Annotated in this window: 15 protein-coding genes; 7 read left to right on the top strand and 8 right to left on the bottom strand. The window is 52.7% G+C overall.

Features of this window, described 5'->3' with window-relative positions; genetic code table 11:
• Positions 1 to 12: 12 nt before the first annotated feature.
• Positions 13 to 864 (bottom strand): MBL fold metallo-hydrolase, encoded by an 852-nt coding sequence (locus GC101_RS16845; protein WP_246354372.1) that lies wholly within the window; start codon positions 862 to 864, stop codon positions 13 to 15.
• 304 nt (positions 865 to 1,168) lie between these two features.
• Here GC101_RS16845 and GC101_RS16840 point away from each other — a divergent pair, with 304 nt between their 5' ends.
• Together GC101_RS16840 and GC101_RS16835 are read left to right on the top strand one after the other, a co-directional pair.
• On the top strand, positions 1,169 to 1,510 hold the full coding sequence (locus GC101_RS16840) for an antibiotic biosynthesis monooxygenase family protein (RefSeq protein ID WP_171718177.1): 342 nt from the start codon (positions 1,169 to 1,171) through the stop codon (positions 1,508 to 1,510).
• 594 nt (positions 1,511 to 2,104) lie between these two features.
• A complete protein-coding gene (locus GC101_RS16835; RefSeq protein ID WP_171718176.1) occupies positions 2,105 to 4,042 on the top strand; it encodes an NAD(+) synthase in 1,938 nt (645 codons plus the stop codon).
• Positions 4,043 to 4,325: 283 nt separating this feature from the next.
• Here the strand turns inward: GC101_RS16835 and GC101_RS16830 are convergent, their stop codons facing one another.
• The 3 genes from GC101_RS16830 to GC101_RS16820 all read right to left on the bottom strand — a co-directional run bounded on the left by GC101_RS16830 (position 4,326) and on the right by GC101_RS16820 (position 6,307).
• On the bottom strand, positions 4,326 to 4,754 hold the full coding sequence (locus GC101_RS16830) for a GreA/GreB family elongation factor (protein ID WP_171718175.1): 429 nt from the start codon (positions 4,752 to 4,754) through the stop codon (positions 4,326 to 4,328).
• Positions 4,755 to 4,922: 168 nt separating this feature from the next.
• Positions 4,923 to 5,828: an SAM-dependent methyltransferase gene (locus tag GC101_RS16825; RefSeq protein WP_171718174.1), complete on the bottom strand. Its 906-nt coding sequence runs from the start codon at positions 5,826 to 5,828 to the stop codon at positions 4,923 to 4,925.
• 77 nt (positions 5,829 to 5,905) lie between these two features.
• On the bottom strand, positions 5,906 to 6,307 hold the full coding sequence (locus GC101_RS16820) for an RrF2 family transcriptional regulator (protein WP_039295309.1): 402 nt from the start codon (positions 6,305 to 6,307) through the stop codon (positions 5,906 to 5,908).
• A gap of 349 nt (positions 6,308 to 6,656) precedes the next feature.
• Here GC101_RS16820 and GC101_RS16815 point away from each other — a divergent pair, with 349 nt between their 5' ends.
• A complete protein-coding gene (locus GC101_RS16815; RefSeq protein WP_039295304.1) occupies positions 6,657 to 8,036 on the top strand; it encodes a GntP family permease in 1,380 nt (459 codons plus the stop codon).
• A 26-nt stretch (positions 8,037 to 8,062) separates the two neighbouring features.
• Positions 8,063 to 8,848: a 3-hydroxybutyrate dehydrogenase gene (locus tag GC101_RS16810; RefSeq protein ID WP_171718173.1), complete on the top strand. Its 786-nt coding sequence runs from the start codon at positions 8,063 to 8,065 to the stop codon at positions 8,846 to 8,848.
• Positions 8,849 to 8,927: 79 nt separating this feature from the next.
• On the opposite strand, the gene GC101_RS16805 is transcribed toward GC101_RS16810, so the two are convergent.
• A complete protein-coding gene (locus GC101_RS16805; protein ID WP_171718172.1) occupies positions 8,928 to 9,284 on the bottom strand; it encodes a hypothetical protein in 357 nt (118 codons plus the stop codon).
• A 337-nt stretch (positions 9,285 to 9,621) separates the two neighbouring features.
• On the opposite strand from GC101_RS16805, the gene GC101_RS16800 reads away from it, so the two are divergent.
• From GC101_RS16800 to GC101_RS16790, 3 genes are read left to right on the top strand one after another with little or no spacing between them, the layout of a single operon-like run.
• Positions 9,622 to 10,017, top strand: a complete 396-nt coding sequence (locus GC101_RS16800) for a GntR family transcriptional regulator (RefSeq protein ID WP_042138822.1) — start codon at positions 9,622 to 9,624, stop codon at positions 10,015 to 10,017.
• 2 nt (positions 10,018 to 10,019) lie between these two features.
• Positions 10,020 to 11,105 (top strand): DUF5808 domain-containing protein, encoded by a 1,086-nt coding sequence (locus tag GC101_RS36765; RefSeq protein WP_171718171.1) that lies wholly within the window; start codon positions 10,020 to 10,022, stop codon positions 11,103 to 11,105.
• A 30-nt stretch (positions 11,106 to 11,135) separates the two neighbouring features.
• Positions 11,136 to 13,313: a serine hydrolase domain-containing protein gene (locus tag GC101_RS16790; protein WP_171718170.1), complete on the top strand. Its 2,178-nt coding sequence runs from the start codon at positions 11,136 to 11,138 to the stop codon at positions 13,311 to 13,313.
• A gap of 766 nt (positions 13,314 to 14,079) precedes the next feature.
• Here the strand turns inward: GC101_RS16790 and GC101_RS16785 are convergent.
• The 3 genes from GC101_RS16785 to atoD are packed head-to-tail and all read right to left on the bottom strand — an operon-like array spanning position 14,080 to position 16,599.
• Positions 14,080 to 15,270 carry an acetyl-CoA C-acetyltransferase gene (locus tag GC101_RS16785; RefSeq protein WP_171718169.1) on the bottom strand — a complete coding sequence of 397 codons (1,191 nt, stop codon included), beginning with the start codon at positions 15,268 to 15,270 and terminating at the stop codon, positions 14,080 to 14,082.
• Positions 15,267 to 15,938, bottom strand: coding sequence for a 3-oxoacid CoA-transferase subunit B (locus tag GC101_RS16780; protein ID WP_042138826.1), 672 nt, complete (start codon positions 15,936 to 15,938; stop codon positions 15,267 to 15,269). The genes GC101_RS16785 and GC101_RS16780 overlap by 4 nt, the downstream gene beginning before the upstream one ends.
• A 1-nt stretch (position 15,939) precedes the next feature.
• Positions 15,940 to 16,599 carry an acetate CoA-transferase subunit alpha gene (atoD, locus tag GC101_RS16775; protein ID WP_076245753.1) on the bottom strand — a complete coding sequence of 220 codons (660 nt, stop codon included), beginning with the start codon at positions 16,597 to 16,599 and terminating at the stop codon, positions 15,940 to 15,942.
• Positions 16,600 to 16,675: the final 76 nt, after the last annotated feature.

Raw genomic sequence — 16,675 nt, 5'->3', positions numbered from 1 at the left:
TTTTGAATGCGCTTACTTGGAGTCTGGAGTGCTGTTCTTAAAAGCCTGCGCCGACACATAGACGAACCGTTCGGCTCTGGCCATCATATGAAACTTCTGCTCCGGGAAGTGGCGGTACAGGTGATCGACGAAATACCCCGGATTCTCGGCGTTACCGGCGTACAGATCATAATGCAGCGGAACGACGGTCTCAAAACCGCTGGTCGCCGCAAACTCCGCCGCTTCCCGGTAGTTCATATTGCCGACAATATTGCGGCTTCCCCGGTAGTAGTCACGGCCGTTAATCGGCAGCAGCGCCAGATCAACCTTCCGGCTGCCGACTTCCTCAATCAGCTCAGGGAACAGAACCGTATCTCCGGCATGATACAGCGTGACCCCGTTCAGCTGCAGGATGTAGCCGACATACTTGGGGTTGCCCTGTTCATCGCGCTCCAGATCTTCATGCGCCGCAGCAACCGGGAACACCTGCAGGCCGGGTGCGGGTTCTGCTGCATGAGCAGGCAACGCTGCGGTTAGGCGCTCCTTCTGTATTCCGAGTCCCTGCAACCGTTCCAGGCAGACCGCCGGAGCTATAAACCGGGCTGCGGGATTGAGCTCTGCAAGCATCGGCAACGCCCGCTCATCCAGATGATCCGAGTGGTCATGGGTGATCAGGCATACTTGCATGTTCGTAATCTCCGCAGGCGGAATCGGCGGCGGGAACGTCCGGTCCGGGTCAGGAGAGACATATGGATCAATATAAACGGTCACCTCTGCCCCTTTGATAATCACACTGGCTTGTCCCAGAAACCAGACGGCCAGACAGCCATAGGGCACCTCGGTCGCCCGGACTTCCTCGATCAATTCTTTTCCTGTTAACGGCATGTACATGCCCTCCCTTCTTCTCGGCAAAATTCTAACCCAAAACCAGCTTGCACGCAAACGCGGCCCGCAGGCCCCTGGCTTCAATCGCGGATTTTGCTCCTCCGCCCGTTGTTTTACCGCTGCACAATCCCCTACCCTGCCATCCCGCTTTTGTGGACCGGCGCTTGCTTCAAGCAGCTCTGACAGGCCGGTTCGTCCGCCAGGCTATACATCCGGATCATAGATGCACTACTATAGATAAAGAATTAGTTGATAAAATAAATAAATGAAATAGCAACATTCCAATCAAACGGAGGGAAAGTTCATGAGTGAAATTGCCAACACACCAGCGCCGCCTTATTATGCAGTGATTTTCACATCTGAACGGACAGACGGGGATAACCAATATGCGGAGATGGCCGAGGAAATGGACAAACTCGCAGCCGCCCAGCCTGGATTTCTTGGAGTAGAGAGCGCCAGAGAAGGTCTAGGGATTACTGTCTCTTATTGGGATTCTCTCGAAGCTATCCAGCAATGGAAGCACAACGAACGGCATCTGGTCGCCCAGCGGAAAGGGATTGCGGACTGGTATATGACTTATAAGACAAGAATCTGCAAGGTTGAAAGAGACTATGGATTTGAAAAGGGGAGCCCCCCGGTCCGTTAGTCCACCCCAAAATCAATGGTTAGGTACCGGCTGAATCCCCCATTGAAATTAGCAGCTGCTTAAATGGTGATCCTAGATCATACCCACTCTGGCTCTGCATCATTAGTAGCAATTGGAGAAACGTATCTTATTTTGGATGTTTTGGAACGCCAGAGGTAATTAGTTGGAGAAACGTATCTTAATTCGGATGTTTTGGAGCGTCAGAGGTAATTAGTTGGAAAAACGTCATTTAATTTCGAGCGTTCCCCCTACTCCAGACTATTTCCGGTAAAGTAAGTGCTGTTTATCCAACTGCTGCCCGGCAAATGCGCCTCCGTTCATGATCAAGTGGAGAAAATCCACCTATTGCCTGCCGCCAACGCTACCACACTCACTCCTGCCAACTACCAATGCTGTTCCCCGTTTCTTCAGGTGCTTCTTCGAAGTTATCCATATTTGCGGGAAATATATGATTTCCTAATCTACCAAAAAGCGCGTCCCCTTCGGCTGCTGCTTATTGCTGCAAATCCCCGCTTGTTACCAATGCCATTTGATGGGTACAATATTTAGATAGTGTACTTCTACTAAAGGACAGGTAAAGGACAGGTGAAATGCATGCAGAATCACGGATTCGCGCGAGTCGCTGCCGCTTCCCCCGAGCTGAGGGTGGCCGACTGCGTATTCAATTCCGAACAAATTATTGATGTCATAAAAAATGCCGCGGCACAGGAGGTTGAGTACCTGGTACTCCCGGAACTGTGCATCACGGGGTACACCTGTGCGGATCTGTTCCTGCAGCCCAGGCTGCTGGACGCCGCCACGGAGGCACTGCTCCGGATCACTGCCGCAACGTCAGAACATACAATGATCGTTATTGCCGGCCTGCCCATCTCCATCAAGAGCCGGCTGTTCAACTGCGCTGCTGTCATTCAGCAAGGTCATATTCTCGGAATTGTCGTGAAGACCTGCATTCCCGGTTATAGCGAATTCTACGAGCCGCGCTGGTTCGCCGGTGCGGAAGAACTGGAAGTGTCCGAGCTGCGGATCGGCGGAGCCGTTGTACCGATCGGCAATGATCTCATCTTTGCCTGCGAGAACAATGGCAATGTATCCTTCGGCGTGGAGATCTGTGAGGATCTCTGGGTGCCGGTGCCGCCAAGCAGCCTGCTGGCCCAGGCAGGGGCAACGCTGCTGTTCAACCCGTCTGCCAGCAATGAGCTGGTCGGCAAAGCCGATTACCGCCGCCAGCTGGTGGGCAGCCAGTCCGCTTCCTGCGTAGCCGGGTATGTCTATGCCGGCTGCAATACCGGCGAATCCACCACGGATGTTGTCTTCGGCGGGCACTCGCTGATCGCGGAGAACGGCCAGCTGCTGGCCGAGTCTGAGCGCTTCACCCATGAGAGCCGGATGATCACCGCCGACATCGACCTGCCGCGGCTTCAATATTCCCGCACCGTGATGGGTACCTTCCGGGCCGGCAAGGGCGGCCGCAATTTCCGCGAGCTGCTCTACGTTTCACCCGTCCGTGAGAACAGCCAGCGTGAACTGAAGCGGACAGTGGGTGTCAATCCGTTTGTCCCGGGTAATCCACTGCAGCGTGACGAACGCTGCCAGGAAATCCTCTCGATTCAGACCTCCGGCCTGATGAAGCGCATCCGCCACATCGGCACCAAGCAGGCCGTAATCGGCATCTCCGGCGGCCTCGACTCTACGCTTGCGCTGCTGGTCGCAGTGCGGGCGATGGAGCTGCTCGGCCGTCCGGCCAGCGATGTGCTTGCCGTCACGATGCCGGGCTTCGGCACAACGAACCGGACCTACGACAATGCTGTCGGCCTGATCAAAGCGCTCGGCGCCTCGCTTCAGGTCGTCGATATCAAGGCTGCCTGCCTCCAGCACTTCGAGGACATCGGCCATGACAAAGATGTGCATGACCTGACTTATGAGAATGTCCAAGCCCGGGAGCGTACGCAGATTCTGATGGACCTCGCCAATAAGAACGGCGGCATTGTCATCGGAACAGGCGACTTATCCGAGCTGGCACTTGGGTGGTGTACCTATAACGGCGACCATATGTCGATGTACAGCGTGAATTCCGGCATTCCGAAGACGCTGATTCAGTATGTCGTCGCCTGGTATGCGGATCATGAAGCCGATGAGACGGTGGGCAAGTTCCTCTACAGCATCATCGAGACAGGAATCAGTCCAGAGCTGCTGCCGCCATCGGCAACCGGGGAGATCGTTCAGCTTACCGAGAACATTCTGGGACCTTACATTGTGCATGATTTCTTCCTGTATTACATGCTGCGCACAGGAGCTTCGCCCGGCAAAATGCTCTACCTCGCCCAGCACGCTTTCGGTGAGGCTTATCCCAAAGAGCAGCTTGTTGCCTGGCTGAAGGTATTCGTTACACGCTTCTTCACCCAGCAGTTCAAGCGCTCCTGCCTGCCGGACGGACCGAAGGTCGGTACGGTCAGCCTCTCGCCGCGCGGCGACTGGCGTATGCCGAGTGATGCATCCGCTGCACTCTGGCTCCAGGAAATCGAAGAATTGTAATCACCGCCCGGGCGCTCGTAAGGACGCTCCGCGAACAGACCGTTGTTCCAATCGCTGTTGTCCCCAGATTTTATTCATTCTCCTTAGCGGTGAAAATCCGGGGACAAAGGCGACCGCTGCCGCTTTTACACAATCGTTCTGTCCTCTCCGCTGTTTAAGCGGGAATCGTATCTTCAATCTTAAAACAGAGCAGCAATCCTCGCGTTATTGGAGGATCGCTGCTCTGCTGATTTTCGCCTTTTTTTATTAACCGCCCTAGTCAGTTACTGCACTTCCTGCCCGTTCAATCATACACATTATCCAGAATCAGCACTTCATCACTGCCAAACGGGGTTTGGATCGTGACGGTATCGCCGGGACGCGCCAGAATAAGCCCCCTGCCCATCGGAGACCAGAGGGAGATGCAGAATTCATCCAGCTCAGCTTCGCCCGGAATTACAATTCTGTAGGCATCCTTCAGCGTTTCCTGCCCGATCCGCAGCGATACCCGCGACCCGACCAGAACAGTGGATTGCTCCAGCGCTTCATCCCCGCCGGACAGAATCTGCTCCACCGCTTCCTGATACCTCCTGATCATGGACTGAATCTCCGCCCGCTCGGCCGGTGACTCCCATGTTCCCCGGTCCAGAATAACGAATTTATGCTCATCGAGATAGACCAGCTGCTGCACCAGCTCCTGGCGCAGGGAAATCGTTATGAGACTATGGCTCATAGTAGATTTCACCCACTTTCTTCATCAGGTCATGCTCGAAAATACGCTTGCTCAAACTCATAGCCCTCAGTCCTCCCGGATAATAAAATAGATCCCGCGTGGGGATCTACTCTCTATGATAGCATCTTTCTATGGAAAGACAATGTCATGTATATATGCTGTTATGATTTACTGCTTGGCTGCAGCTGCTCTGCTGTACATGTTGAGATCCTGCAGCTTGATCAGCACCTTGCCAAACCGTCCGCCTTGGCGGATCACTACCTTTTGATCAGGATAAGCTGTATGCAAATATTCGGTAACTGCCTTCAGGGTAGCCTCTTTCCCGTCCAAATGATGCATTGGCAGCATCTCTATTACTTCAGCAAGCGCCGCTTCAACGGATAGCTCCTTGCTTTTCGTCTCGCGGGTCACAATCGATTCGTAGGAATATCCCTTCAAATACAGCAGCTGCATCAGGTAGGCCATATCCGAAGATTCCGCATGCACCGCCCGGCCCGTCAGCAGAGGCAGCACTTCATTCATGAGGCTATGCTCCTGAACCCCCGCCGATGTACTGATATAACAGTATTGCCGGGCACAGCTAATGACCTTCTCCGCACTCTCCCAGTCAAATACCGCCGGACACATGGACACAAACACAAGATCGAAGGCGTTCAGCCAGCCTTTGGCCGCAATATCGATATCCTCAAAGGCTTCGCGTACCAGCTCCACTTGACCGGGGGCGTAGCCTGCGGTGTTGTGCAGAAACAGTTCAGACAGCGGAATGTTAGGCTCTACTGCCGTTACCTTAGCCCCTCTCTCGATAAAAGGTACGGTGAAGCCGCCCGAAGCCGCGCCCACATCCAGGACAGTGAGCCCATTGAAATCTACTCCCTGGCCCTCCATCCAGCTGATAATCCGCTCACTTCTGTCTCTTCCGGCGCTGCTGAATACCTCTTCGTTAAATACCTTCGCCTTATGATCGAAGCTGCGGTGCGGGTCCATCCCCATTGCTTTGAATTTGTTGGCCATTGCCTTAGGGTCTTCCTTCCAGGCCTTCTCCCATACTGCTGCATCAAATAATCCGTTGTTCATCTCTAATCCATCCTCTCTTATTTAACAGACTTAACAGACTTATAATATCTATGAAAATCTCGAAAAAATAACGGAGCTTAATGGCTCTCCGTTAATTTTCCGGCAAGCTCGGACATCATTTTATTGCGCAAATACTCCTCCATCTGCCCTTCTGCCTTCACCATCTCCTGCTGGATCAGACACTCACTGGAATGATTAAGTGTGCAGTCAAACAGCGAAGCCGTACCTTCGATCGCATGGATAATGTCCAGGAACGAGATCTCTTCCTTCCTGCGTCTCAGCCGGTACCCGCCGTTCGCGCCGGATGCGGATTCCACCAGCCCCGCCTTCACCAGCTTAGTCAGGATTTTGGACAAATACGTAGGGGATACATTCTGCCGTTCGGCAAGCTGCTGCACTCCTACCGGCTTATCCGGAGCGTACGCCACCAGGAACAGCATCGTGTGCAGCGCGTAGTTCGTTGCTTTTGAGTATTTCATGTCTTGTTCCACCTTAAGTATGGACTTTGTTCCTAATCAAAGACTTTATTTATCTATAATATATTTTATACAACCAAAAAGCAAGTGCAGAAATGATTTCCTGTCTGAAGCGAAGTGGGAGAAATAGTCCCGGCCTATCCATAAAATTTTTTCATGGATTGCATGCACCGCTTGAATTTTACGCCTGCTGAATGCTGTTGTACACTTTGAATGTAAGCGTTACCATCATAACAAATGACCTGCGCGCACAAGGTTGGAAGGGACGAAAGCATATTCGAGGTTTTCTGGAACAGAGCTATGGTTCCGTTTAAGCAAAAAGTAGGTTACACATTTAATTAGGGGGGTTCTCATGGTTATTCAGGTTTTAGCCATCGTTCTGGCGCTTGGCCTGCTGATGTTCTTCGCTTACCGGGGGTTTCCGGTTATTGTTTTTGCACCTATATTCACACTGCTTGCGGTAGTTATCTCAGGGGTCGCCCTGATGCCGAGTTACACCGAAGTATACATGCTGAATGCGGCAAACTACGTAAAGAACTTCTTCCCGATCTTCCTGCTAGGCGCTATCTTCGGTAAAATGATGGAGCTTAGCGGCGCTGCCTCGTCCATCGCCCAGACGATTGTCAAAGCGCTCGGCTCAAAGAGAGCCATGCTTGCCGTTGTACTCGCCTGCTCCGTACTCACTTATGGCGGCGTATCACTGTTTGTCGTAGCCTTCGCTGTCTATCCGTTCGCTGTAGCGATCTTCCGTGAAGCCGATATCCCGAAACGGCTCATTCCCGGCACCATCGCACTTGGAGCGTTCACCTATACGATGGATGCCCTGCCGGGTACGCCGCAGATTCAGAACATCATCCCGACCACTTACTTCGGTACAGATGCCTATGCTGCTCCGCTCGTCGGTATTGCCGGCGCGCTGATCGTCTTCATCGGCGGCCTGTGGTGGCTGGAACGCCGCCGCAAGCAGGCAGCTGCTAACGGGGAAGGCTATGGCACCGGCCATAAGAACGAACCGGAAGTGCTGGAGAACGCCAAATATCCAAACATCTGGATCTCCGTTCTGCCGCTTCTGCTGGTGCTCGTATTCAACTTCCTGCTCAGCCGGACGTCCATGTCAGTAACCAACTGGTACAGCAGCGAGCTGCTGGAAACCTTCAATATCGCCAATGTCAAAACCGTATCCTCAAGCTGGGCCTTGATTATTGCCCTCTGCATCGGGGTTATCGCTGCCGGATGTATCAATATCCGCCAGGTCAAAGGCAAAATGGCCGCTGGCCTGACCGCCGCAGCTATGGGCTCCCTGCTGGCCATTTTCAATACAGCCTCAGAAGTAGGCTTCGGTAACGTCGTCAAAACACTCCCAGGCTTCAAATCCATCCAGGAATGGATTATGAATATCAGCGATCATCCGCTAATTTCCGAAGCGTTGTCCGTCAACATTCTCGCCGGAGTCACCGGCTCCGCATCAGGCGGTTTGTCCATCGCCCTGGAGGTCATGGGCAAATCATACCTTTCCATGGCACAGACGCTGGGGATCAGCCCGGAAATGCTGCACAGAATCGCTTCCATGGCCTCCGGAGGAATGGATACGCTTCCACATAACGGTGCCGTCATCACTTTGCTGGCGATTACCGGACTTACGCATAAGCAATCCTATAAAGATATCTTTGCCATCACCTGCCTGAAGACAATTGCCGTATTCACCCTTGCCATCGTTCTATCCATCTTCTAATTCATCCCCATGGAGGTTATGCAGAAATGAGCAGATTTTTGGAAAATAGAGTAGCATTCGTCACCGGAGCTGCCAGCGGCATCGGTCTGGAGATTGCCCGCAAGTTCGCCCATGAAGGCGCCAAGGTAGTCATTTCCGATGTACGTGAGGAGTTGGCCGTCAACGCCGCCGAAGAATTGCAAGCCCAGGGCTATGAAGCCTATGGCCTCAGATGCGATGTTACCCAGGAGGTGGAATACAGCGCGGCGATTGCCAAAGCTAAAGAAGTCTACGGAAGACTGGATATTCTGGTGAATAACGCAGGGTTGCAGCATGTGTCGCCGATTGAGGATTTCCCCGTGGAGAAATTCGAGTTCATGCTGAAGGTGATGCTGACCGGCGCTTTTATCGGCATCAAGCATGCCTTCCCGATTATGAAGGAGCAAGGCTACGGCCGCATTATCAACATGGCCTCCATTAACGGAGTCATCGGCTTTGCCGGCAAAGCCGCTTACAACAGCGCCAAACACGGCCTGATCGGGCTGACCAAGGTCGCCGCTCTGGAAGGCGCTGCCCACGGCATTACCGTGAATGCCCTCTGCCCGGGCTATGTGGATACCCCGCTGGTACGCGGACAAATGGAGGATCTGGCCCGAACCCGGAACGTGCCGCTGGAGAGCGTGCTGGAGGAGGTCATCTATCCGCTCGTCCCGCAGAAACGCCTGCTGGCCGTTGAAGAAATCGCCGACTACGCCATGCTGATCGCCAGCGAGCGCCTCGGGGGCGTCACCGGCTCTACCCTGCTGATCGACGGCGGGTATACTGCGCAGTAAGCCAGATTATTCAGTCCTCATACAAAGTTAAGCAGCGGTCCTCCCGTTAACTGGGGGACCGCTGTTTTGCTGTTTTGTGTTATAGCTGCTCAAGCTCCTTAGAGACTTGTTCAAATCTGTTTATACCTTGGACTATTTCCATATAAAAGAAAAATACATAATTATTTAAATATCGAAGCTGAAGCATGGAGAATTGCTTTCTTTTAATTTCAGCTTTGATGTTTATTAAAATCTTTGTAATGTAATCAAAATGACCGTAAAAAAAATCTGGAGATTCTTGTATTAGCGGATTAATGGACATGTAATACTGATCAAAATAGTCACGTAATGCAGTAATTCTTTTCTCAAAAAAAAGGGTCAGCAGTTCAATGTATTCAATCGTATTGTTGTCTAAGTCAATTGCTGCTTCCAGAGCTTGCTGCTCTATTTCATACATAGTTTCGATTCTTCTTACCAGGATCCTTAACAGGCGCCTGTTTAGCATCACCCAGTGAACGTCATACGAGACGTATTCGAATATCGGTTGGTAGAATCTCAACTCTCTTTTTAATTCATCAAATTTTTTTCTTCTCCTTTTGGCTTTAAAGAAGATAAACACCCCCTTTAAGAGATAATTCTATTACCTTATATATCCATATGCATCAGCATTAATCAAACGGTAGTGGAACAATTTTCTGCTGAATCTTGCACCACTTTCAACATATATGTTATATATGTAATATAACAAACAAAATGTATTTTTAATACATAAATAACCATAAGGAGGGATATTCGTGTTCATAGAGCTCGATCTGCAATCGGACACCCCGCTGTACACGCAGCTGGCCGATCAATTGACCGAAGGGATCGCGTCAGGCGAGCTGAAGCCGGGTGATCCGCTTCCGTCGATCCGGAGACTGGCTGAGGACCTCGGGATCAATCTCCATACCGTCAACAAAGCCTACAATTTGCTTAAGCAGGAAGGCTTGCTTCAAGTGCACCGGAAGACGGGCGTTATTGTTCAGCCGGACGGGATGCCCGGTGTGACGGAGGCGTTCGAGGCAAAGCTCCGGCGGCAGCTGCGCTCTCTTGCGGCAGCGGCTGCGGTACGTGGCATGGCGGAAGAGGTATTCGCGCAGGAGAGCAAATCGGTATACCGGGATATAATTACGAACCGTGGAGGGGAATAACGGTGACACAAGAACAGATGATTATTATATCCAGCAGCTATTTGATGATTGCTCTGATGCTCAGCTTACAGGTCTATACCGGCTTGCGGACTGTTCTGTTCGGCATTGTGCTGCCGGAGGAGGCCCTGAAGGATCCGTCCGTCCGCGCCATCCGCCGGAATTACGCTTTGCTAACCAGCATTTTTGCGGCCTTCATCGGGGGTGCCTGCTTGTTCTGGCTGCGCCATCAACCGGCGCGGGGTCTCCTGATTTTGACGTCATCCATCTTGCTTTTAATGATTGCTTCATCCTTCGCAGCCCGGCTAAGCCGGATATCCGCGCAACACTTGAAGGCAGCCAGAGGCTGGAAGGCTGTAGTGCAGAAGAAGCGCACAGCCAGCCTTACGGCCGGCCGGATGCATAGCCCGGTGCTGAGCTCTTGGTGGTACTCGGCAAATGCCGGCGTTATGTCGCTATGCATCCTCTTGGCTATTGCCAGGTGGGATACGATTCCACAAGTGCTGCATCTCGGAAATTGTAGCTTTTACAAAACCGGTTGGACGGTGTTCTCTTTAAACTTCGTGCAAGTACTGAATATTACCGTGTTCGTCTGCTACAACCTGCTGATTAGCCGTGCCAGAACCTCGCTGGACCCCCAGGACCGGGAAGGTTCGCTGCAGAAACAGTTGAAGCACAAGAGAATCCATTCGCTTCTGGCTTGGAGCGCGTCGCTCCTGATGGTTATATTCTACGGGGTGACGCAAGCCATAACATTGTACGGCTGGAAGGGAAATCTGCTCTTCCTCTCCGGCATGTCGCTCTGTACAGCACTCTTAGTCGCACTGTTCGGCGTCATCCTGTATATGCGAATCAAGGGTATTGATCAGCTGAGGGACGTTCCGTCGCTGGAGGAAAAGCACTGGAAGTGGCTTGGCCGCCTCTACGTGAATCCTGAAGATCCGGCGTTGATCGTTCCGAACACCCGTGGTTTCGGCTGGACGATCAATTGGGCCAATTCGCGCAGCAAGATCATAATCTCCGCCATCCTAGCCGTTCTGGTGATCGAATTTATAATTTGCTATCCTATCTTCAATAAATATCTTCAATAAATAAAGAAATCCTGGAGAGGGAGAGTTCAAATGATAAGAAATCGGTGGAGAACCGCAGCTGTACTATTCTTGTGTCTGCTTCTCCTACTAACCGCCTGCAATGACAACACACCAGTGGCTGAAATGCAGAACGTAGCAGAAGCACTGAATACGGCTGAGGTAACCCTGTCAAGTGCTGCTCCGCAAGCCGTGTCAACGGCGGAAGCGGACTCGCCTCCACAGCAAGCTGAACCCACTTACGAAATTACCCGGCAAGCCGCACAGGAGAAAGCAGAACTTCTCACAACTACATATGCCACGAACAGCGTGCAATACGCCCTTATCGATCATGGCAGCATCACCGTATCTGGCCAATCCGGCAAGAATGATGAGCAGGGCCTGAACCCGCTCACGAAAGACACGATGTACGGGATCGCCTCGATAAGTAAGATGTTTACCATGGTTGCCGTTATGCAGCTGGCCGAACAAGGGAAAATCGGTCTCGACACGCCGGTCATCCGGTATATCACGGAGTTTACGATGACGGATGAACGCTACAAGCAGATTACGCCGCGCATGCTGCTGAATCATTCCTCCGGGCTGAACGGATCGTCGAACGTGAACGCTGATTTATTCGAAGACAACGATACTTATGCCCACGACACACTGCTGAAGCAACTGTCCGGTCAGACCTTGAAGGCGGACCCGGGCGCTTATTCGGTGTACTGCAATGACGGATTTACACTGGCCGAGATTCTGGTCGAGCGGGTCAGCGGCATGGACTTCACCTCTTATGTCCACCGGTATATTACGGAACCCCTGGGTATGATGAATACGCTGACGCCGCTCGATTCACCGGACAGGGCAAAGATGGCGGGACTCTATTATCCTGCATATCCCGGACAACTTCCGGACCAGACGGTCAACGCGATCGGAATGGGCGGCATTTATTCCACAGCGGAAGATTTGGCCCGGTTCTCGCAACTTTTCACGGGAGAAGCGGAAGAAGTATTGGCCGGCAAATCGGCTGCGCTCATGGCACAAGACGAGTATAAGACGCCACTCTGGCCTGACGATGCGGACAACTCCATCGGATACGGTCTCGGCTGGGACAGTGTCGATCTGTATCCCTTCAGTGAATACGGAATAAAGGCGCTGACCAAAGGCGGGGAAATCACTCTCTATAAAGCGTCGCTCGTTGTGCTTCCCGGACAGGACATAGCGGCAGCTGTTGTCTCTTCCGGCGGGAGCGGCATGTACAATCAGCTCATGGCGAACGAAATTCTGCTGCAGGCATTGAAGGAAAAAGGTACAATTACTGAATTTAAGCCTGAGAAGTCATACGGTGCGCCGGTACAAGCTGACATCCCGGAGTCCATGCTGCAGTATTCGGGAATCTATGGCGCGACTGGTACAATGATGAATATCAAAATATCCGCAGGCGGCGTCTTGTCCATTACTTCGGAACAGCCCTCCAATAATCCGAAACAGATCTTCAACTATTCAAGGGACGGCATGTTTCATAGTTCGGATGGAGATGCGATGGTCAGCTTCGTGAAAGAGGAGAACGGCCGCACTTACTTCTGGATTCGTCAATACGTTTCGGTGCCGGGTCTTGGGCAGACCGCATCGTCAGAGTACACTTCCGAGAAGCTCCAGCCCCAAGAGCTTCCGGCAGAAACCAGGGAAGCATGGATGAAGCGCGACGGCAAGAAGTATTATCTGCTGAATGCGAAGTATACGTCGCTCGGTTATCTCGTATTGCCTCCCACCGAATTGAATGTGTCGGAGCAATTGCCGGGGTACGTGCTCGATAAGCGAATAACCGGTCCGGATTCAGCCGTCTCCGAATTGCAAATTCCGGGAAACAGCGGGCGGGATCTCTCCGGTCTTACGTTCTTTACACAAGATGGCGTTGAGTACTTGAATCTTGCCGGATTCATCTTAGTGAACGAGGACGCCTTGAAGCCTACTAATTTCGCTAAGAAGTCAACCGTAACGATTCCGCCGAGCGGATACGCCAGGTGGTATACGATAAGCGACAAAGACGGGGGCAAGAACATCAAGGTGAGTATGCCCTCGAAAGCCTCCTTCGCCGTTTATGATGCCAAGGGAACATGCATCTATTTCAGTGTCATCGGAGGCAAAGATCAGATCATGCTGCCTGCGGGAGGATCGATTGTGTTCGCAGGGGATGCCGGCACGAAGTTTGAGGTTTCAGTGCAATAACATCGTATCGGGTAGTTCTTCATCATTACTCTGGAGGCCCGGCACCGCGGATGCGTCTTGATGTTACGTGTTCCGGCCGTAAAGTCAATATAAACAAGGCTCCAGTTACTAGAGTTTGTCATTACTAGAACTTCCATGGTCAAGCCCCTTAAAGCCTGTACCGTGCTAGCTCTGATTTGACGTAGTTATGCTAAGAAAACGATATCGTGCCGCAATCTTCATAACTTGTCCGTCACCGAAGAGGACTGAGAATCCGTTATTTGAGTAAATTCGGCGAAATTGCCGGTTAATCGGACTCAGAATCGCTTATCTAACCCGAAATGCCGTCTTTCGGGTTCAAATGAATAAGATAACGGAATCTCAGTCCGCTTCATCTCATATTACAGTTTTTTTTGAGAAATAGAGGAATCTCAGTCCGCTTCAGGAGAAATGGATCCAGGGAGGAGAAGCTGGTCTGACAGTTTGTTATCAAGTGGGAACGGCTACACCGTCCTTTAAAGGACGGTGCGTTTCAGCGAGAAATAGAAGGATAAGTTATCATGCGAAGCATATAAATTCTGGCGTAATATTTCAAAAAAAGCAAAGCCCCAGATATAGGAGCTTTGCCTGCAACAATATTGTTCCCTATTTCACAAACCTTCTGATCGTCCTGGCAAGGATGCCGCCTTCGCGGATGTCTGCAGCATATATCCGATCTATCTTCGCTATCTTCGCTATCTTCGCTATCTTCGCTCAATCTTCACTCTATCTTCGCGCAATCTTTGCTCTAGACCCGCTCGATAATCGTCGTGACGCCATGGCCGCCGCCGATGCACAGCGTGGCAAGTCCGGTGCGTGCACCGCGCTGCTTCAGTGCATGTACCAGTGTTACGAGAATTCTAGCGCCGCTCGCACCGATAGGATGGCCCAGGGCGATGGCCCCGCCGTTCACATTGACCTTCTCCTCCGGGAAGTCCAGGGCCTGGCCTACCGCCAGCATCTGTGCGGCAAACGCCTCGTTAGCCTCGATAAGATCGATGTCGCTGATCGTCAGGCCGCCCCGCTGCAGCGCCTTCTTCGTTGCCGGTACCGGCCCCATCCCCATGATGGAAGGATCCACACCGCCGGACGCGTAAGACAGGATACGCGCCAGCGGCTTCAGCCCCAGCGCCGCAGCTTTCTCCGCCGACATAATGACCAGCGCCGCAGCACCGTCGTTAATGCCCGAGGCATTCCCGGCGGTTACACTACCGTCCTTCTTAAAGGCCGGGCGCAGGCCTGCCAGCTTCTCGGCCGTTGTTCCTTTCCGCGGAAACTCATCGGTATCGAAGATGATGGCATCGCCTTTTCGCTGCGGAATGACTACAGGCACGATTTCTTCCTTGAAATGGCCTGCTTCAATGGCGCGCACGGCCTTCTCCTGGCTGGACGCCGCCAGGGCATCCTGCATTTCGCGGCTGATCCCGAATTGTTCGGAAACATTCTCAGCCGTGATCCCCATGTGGTATTGGTTGAACGCGCAGGTCAGGCCGTCACTTACCATCGTATCGATCAGTGTGCCGTTGCCCATGCGGTAGCCGTAACGGGCCTGATCCAGCACATAAGGCGCTTTCGACATATTTTCCATCCCGCCGGCTACAATAATCTCACTGTCTCCCGCCATAATACTCTGCGCAGCCAGGTGAACCGCCTTCATGCCCGAACCGCAGACCTTATTGATAGTCAGGCTTGAGGCCTCCACTGGAATGCCCGCTTTCATTGCCGCCTGACGCGCCGGATTCTGGCCCAGCCCGCCCTGAAGCACATTGCCCATAATGACTTCATCGACCTGCTCCGGAGCAACACCCGCCCGCTGCAGCGCCTCCTTGATGACCAGCGCCCCCAGATCTACAGCGGCAATTCCGGCAAGACTTCCGCCAAAGGTGCCGAGTGCCGTCCGCACAGCACTGACAATGACAATTTCTTGGGCTGTATTCATAACAACACCTCATTCGAAGGGATATTCCGCATGGGAGACAAATCCGCAGAAACCGTAAACGCTGCACCCGTTCTATTTGTAACCGTTTCCAATTCAACGCCTGGAGCCAGCTCTTCCAGCACCAGCCCCTGCGGGGTGAAACGGAATACCGCCAGCTCCGTGATAATCATCGATACTGCGCCGCGCGCGGTTAGAGGCAAGGTGCAGTCGCTTACGATTTTGGAAGCACCGTTCTTGGAGGTATGCTCCATGGCGACAATAACTTTTTTTGCACCCGTGACCAGATCCATGGCGCCGCCCATGCCGGGCACCATTTTGCCGGGAACCATCCAGTTGGCCAGATTGCCGTGCGCGTCTACCTCCAGTCCGCCAAGAATGGTAACATCCACATGTCCGCCGCGGATGAGCGCAAAGGAAGTGGCACTGTCGAAGAAGGAACCCCCGGGCAGAATGTTAGCCGGTTTGCCTCCTGCATTGACCAGATCGGGAATGATCGTATCCTGCACCGGTCCAAGTCCGATATAGCCGTTCTCGGATTGCAGAATAATGTTGATGCCTGCCGGCAGATAATCCGGGATCAGCGTCGGCAGCCCGATGCCCAGATTGACTACGTCCCCGTCATGCAGTTCAACTGCCGCTCTGCGTGCGATCAGCTCTTTCGTATCCATGTTATTCACTCTCCTTATAACAGATGATTTTATCGACCAGGACACCCGGCGTAACCACAATATTGGGGTCAAGCTCCCCGGTTTCCACAATTTCATCCACTTGAACAATGACCAGATCGGCGGCCAGCGCCATCAGCGGATTGAAATTGCGTGCCGAATTGCGGTACACCAGATTGCCCGACTTATCCGCTTTGTGTGCTTTCAGCAGGGCAACGTCCGCCCGCAGCGGCAGCTCCACCAGAAATTCCCTGCCCTCAATGGTCAGCGTCTGCTTGTTGTCGGCGACCATCGTCCCCGTTCCTGTCGGCGTCAGAATGCCGCCGAGCCCTGCACCGCCGGCCCGCACCCGCTCGGCAAGCGTACCCTGTGGCACCAGCTCCACCGCCAGCTCCCCGGCGAGCATCTGTCTGCCCGTCTCCGGGTTGGTGCCGATATGCGAAGCGATCACCTTCTTCAGCCGCCGGCCCAAGACCAGCGGGCCTACTCCTGTATCGACCAGAGCCGTGTCGCTGGAGATCAGCGTAATGTCTTTGATATCCCGGTCCATCAAAATGCCTACCAGTGCATCAGGTGCTCCGGTTCCCATGAAACCGCCAACCATAATGGTCATACCGTCATGCACAAGTTCGCCTATTTCTTCAAGCGTCGTTACTTTCCCCACACCGAACCCCTCCTGTTTTTTTTGCTGCAGCCCATTGACAAATGTGATGCGGATGTCTTTATGTATACAGTGTACA

It is taken from the genome of Paenibacillus phytohabitans, assembly GCF_013141775.1.
GTDB lineage: Bacteria > Bacillota > Bacilli > Paenibacillales > Paenibacillaceae > Paenibacillus_AQ > Paenibacillus_AQ phytohabitans.
The sequence above is the reverse complement of the archived record's forward strand: the minus strand, read 5'-3'. Positions and strand labels throughout refer to the sequence as shown.

What these genes read in the sequence shown, in the direction of transcription:
- GC101_RS16780 (WP_042138826.1), bottom strand. Translation starts at nt 15,938, where the DNA reads ATGGATACGAAAGAGCTGATCGCACGCAGAGCGGCAGTTGAACTGCAT.
- GC101_RS16815 (WP_039295304.1), top strand. Translation starts at nt 6,657, where the DNA reads ATGGTTATTCAGGTTTTAGCCATCGTTCTGGCGCTTGGCCTGCTGATG.
- GC101_RS16845 (WP_246354372.1), bottom strand. Translation starts at nt 864, where the DNA reads ATGCCGTTAACAGGAAAAGAATTGATCGAGGAAGTCCGGGCGACCGAG.
- GC101_RS16805 (WP_171718172.1), bottom strand. Translation starts at nt 9,284, where the DNA reads ATGTATGAAATAGAGCAGCAAGCTCTGGAAGCAGCAATTGACTTAGAC.
- GC101_RS16785 (WP_171718169.1), bottom strand. Translation starts at nt 15,270, where the DNA reads ATGAATACAGCCCAAGAAATTGTCATTGTCAGTGCTGTGCGGACGGCA.
- GC101_RS16825 (WP_171718174.1), bottom strand. Translation starts at nt 5,828, where the DNA reads ATGAACAACGGATTATTTGATGCAGCAGTATGGGAGAAGGCCTGGAAG.
- GC101_RS16820 (WP_039295309.1), bottom strand. Translation starts at nt 6,307, where the DNA reads ATGAAATACTCAAAAGCAACGAACTACGCGCTGCACACGATGCTGTTC.
- GC101_RS16790 (WP_171718170.1), top strand. Translation starts at nt 11,136, where the DNA reads ATGATAAGAAATCGGTGGAGAACCGCAGCTGTACTATTCTTGTGTCTG.
- GC101_RS16840 (WP_171718177.1), top strand. Translation starts at nt 1,169, where the DNA reads ATGAGTGAAATTGCCAACACACCAGCGCCGCCTTATTATGCAGTGATT.
- GC101_RS16835 (WP_171718176.1), top strand. Translation starts at nt 2,105, where the DNA reads ATGCAGAATCACGGATTCGCGCGAGTCGCTGCCGCTTCCCCCGAGCTG.
- GC101_RS16830 (WP_171718175.1), bottom strand. Translation starts at nt 4,754, where the DNA reads ATGAGCCATAGTCTCATAACGATTTCCCTGCGCCAGGAGCTGGTGCAG.
- GC101_RS16810 (WP_171718173.1), top strand. Translation starts at nt 8,063, where the DNA reads ATGAGCAGATTTTTGGAAAATAGAGTAGCATTCGTCACCGGAGCTGCC.